Raw genomic sequence first — 2,222 nt, forward strand, 5'->3', positions numbered from 1 at the left:
CCGGCGTAGACCGCCGCATCCCCGATGTTGCCGCTGGCGTTGCTGGAGAGGCTCGTCGAGGCGCCGGAGTTCACCGTGACGTTCGCCGTCACCTGCGAACCGACCGCCCCGCCGCTCTCCTGGTAGGAGGTGACGTCCAGGTCGCCGCCGTCGACGCGGGCGTCGAAGCTGTTGGCCGTGGAGGTGGCGACGCCGACCGTCTGGTCGGTGACCTCCTCGACGTTCAGGGTCTGCGACGAGAACAGGTCGCCGAGCTGGATCTGCTCGTTGAGGACCGAACTCTGCGCGTAGCTAGTAGCGGCCGCGAACGGCGCCGTCGCGACCAGTGTGCCAGCGAGAAGGATCTTCGCGGGTGTTCGCATTGTTGGTGTCCAGATTGTTGTAGGCGGGCACATAGGCGCCCGTCAGACCCACCGTGCCGCCGGCCAGCGGGTCGTGCTGCAGGCAGGCCTGCGGGCCCGGCATGCCGTAGAGGTTGGCGGTCATCTCGACGACCGCGCGCTCGACCAGCGCCCGCACCGCCAGCTGCATCGGCTCCAGCGCGCCGGTCCCGGCCGACACGTCGAAGACGTTGCCGCCCAGGAAGTCGAACCAGCCGACCGCCACTTCGCGGCCGACCACCTGCTTCTGGTAGGAGATGACGTCCACCACCTCGAGGGTGCGGGTGTTGATGAGCCGCAGGTCCAGGCCGATGTTCATCACCATCAGCCGGCCGCGGAAGTTGCCCTTCGGATCGTCGACGTCCACGTCGCCCGCGGCGATGTCGAAGCCCGAGGAGCGGATGTTGAAGTTCAGCTCGGTGACGCCGCCCGCCACATAGAAGTCCGAGCCAGGCACCTGGCCGGCCAGGATGCGCCGGTACTCGGCCGGCATCTCGGGGGCCGCGTTTGGCGAATCCGAGATCAGCTTGTTGTTGGCGTACTTCAGCTCGAGCTCGGAGACCGAGGTGTCGAAGCGCTCGACCAGCGGCATGCCCGCTTTGGCGAAGGCGCTCATCGCCATCAGCGAAGCGCCCTGGGTGATCTTGCGGCCCGAGCCGTCGGCCTCGGCCTTCCCGGTGTAGTCGGCGATCCGGCCCACCGCGATCCGCGGGGCGGTCAGCCGGTTAGCCCGGGCGTAGCCGGCCATGCAGACCAGGGCCGCCGAGTAGGAGGTCGGGTTCGGCGTCACCGTCGAAGAGCCGATCGGATGGGCGTAGTTGCCGGACGGACCGGCGACAGGCGTCGCGCATCCGGCCAGCGCCATCGCGGCGGCGCTGGTCAGCGCCGCAATGTTGAACAGCCTATTGGCCATCACCGCTCACTCCCCCGTTGAGCTGCGTGGTCGCCGTGACCGGGCCGGTGTTCACCTGGCTCGAGTTCACGATGACGGTGTTGTTGCTGCCCTGAGTGACAACAACGAGATTGTTTCCGATGGCCGTGGCCCCGCCGCCCAGGGCGCCGACGCCGGCGAAGGCGTCCGCCGCGCCGCCGGCGCGTGCGAAGCTCGACTGGTCCTCGCCGGTCAGGATCAGACCGTCGACGACCACCCGGTTGCCGTTGGCGTCGCGGGTGGTGACATCGACCGGACGGTTCTCCTGGCCCGCATGGCGGCCGTAGCCGGCGTTGAACTCGGCCGAGTTGGTCATCATCGACTGGGCGTGGGCGCCGAATCCGGCCGCGAGGGCGGCGGCGAGCGCCGCGGCGCCGGACGCGCGACGAAGGCGGGCGCCTTTGACTGCGTGCATGAGACCTGCCACCCCCAAAAATGCCACGACGGGGCGCAAGGCGTGTTCGCCCCGCACCGATCGTCACCATCTAGAAGCCAAAGACTTGGCTATTTGGTTAAGGATCAGAGGCCTGCGACCAATGTTCTCCAGCACTTGCGGTGAAGAGCCTTGAACGGCGAGCGCCAGCCCTTCTTCAATGCGCCCTGGCCGCCGCTGCTGATCACCGGCGTGATCGTCGGGCTCTATGCTCTTCAGAGCCTTGGCCCGGTGGAGCCGGTCGCCAGCCGGTTCGGCTTCTCGCCCGCCAAGCTCGCGGCCGGGGACTGGTTAAGCCTCGTGACGCCGCTGTTCGTGCACGGGACCTGGATGCACGCCCTGCTCAACGCCGCTTTCGCCCTGGCCTTAGGCGCGCCGGTCGCCCGTTTCCTGGGCGCCTCCGCCTCGGCGGTCATCGGCTTCTTTCTCTTCTACTTCCTATGCGGGGTCGTCGCGAACCTCGGCTATGCGGCGTTGA

4 protein-coding genes are annotated in these 2,222 nt (G+C 68.3%); 1 reads left to right on the forward strand and 3 read right to left on the reverse strand.

Annotation, left to right across the window (positions count from 1 at the left end):
- The 3 genes from VHK87_RS01535 to hfaA form a co-directional block, all read right to left on the reverse strand.
- Positions 1-362, reverse strand: a 362-nt coding sequence (locus tag VHK87_RS01535) for a hypothetical protein (protein ID WP_414694089.1), incomplete at its 3' end; no start/stop codon positions are given.
- Entirely contained in the window at positions 292-1,293 is a 1,002-nt protein-coding gene (gene hfaB / locus VHK87_RS01540) for a holdfast anchoring protein HfaB (protein ID WP_329633133.1), read from the reverse strand. The genes VHK87_RS01535 and hfaB, both read right to left, overlap by 71 nt.
- Positions 1,283-1,726 carry a holdfast anchoring protein HfaA gene (hfaA, locus tag VHK87_RS01545; RefSeq protein ID WP_329633134.1) on the reverse strand — a complete coding sequence of 148 codons (444 nt, stop codon included), beginning with the start codon at positions 1,724-1,726 and terminating at the stop codon, positions 1,283-1,285. The genes hfaB and hfaA overlap by 11 nt, the downstream gene beginning before the upstream one ends.
- A 150-nt stretch (positions 1,727-1,876) precedes the next feature.
- Here hfaA and VHK87_RS01550 point away from each other — a divergent pair.
- Positions 1,877-2,222: rhomboid family intramembrane serine protease (locus VHK87_RS01550; protein ID WP_329633135.1), on the forward strand; the 346-nt coding region annotated here is incomplete at its 3' end.

It is taken from the genome of Phenylobacterium sp., assembly GCF_036263695.1.
Classification (GTDB): domain Bacteria; phylum Pseudomonadota; class Alphaproteobacteria; order Caulobacterales; family Caulobacteraceae; genus Phenylobacterium.

Coding starts and splice junctions, on each gene's coding strand:
- hfaB (WP_329633133.1), bottom strand. CDS start 1,293: ATGGCCAATAGGCTGTTCAACATTGCGGCGCTGACCAGCGCCGCCGCG.
- hfaA (WP_329633134.1), bottom strand. CDS start 1,726: ATGCACGCAGTCAAAGGCGCCCGCCTTCGTCGCGCGTCCGGCGCCGCG.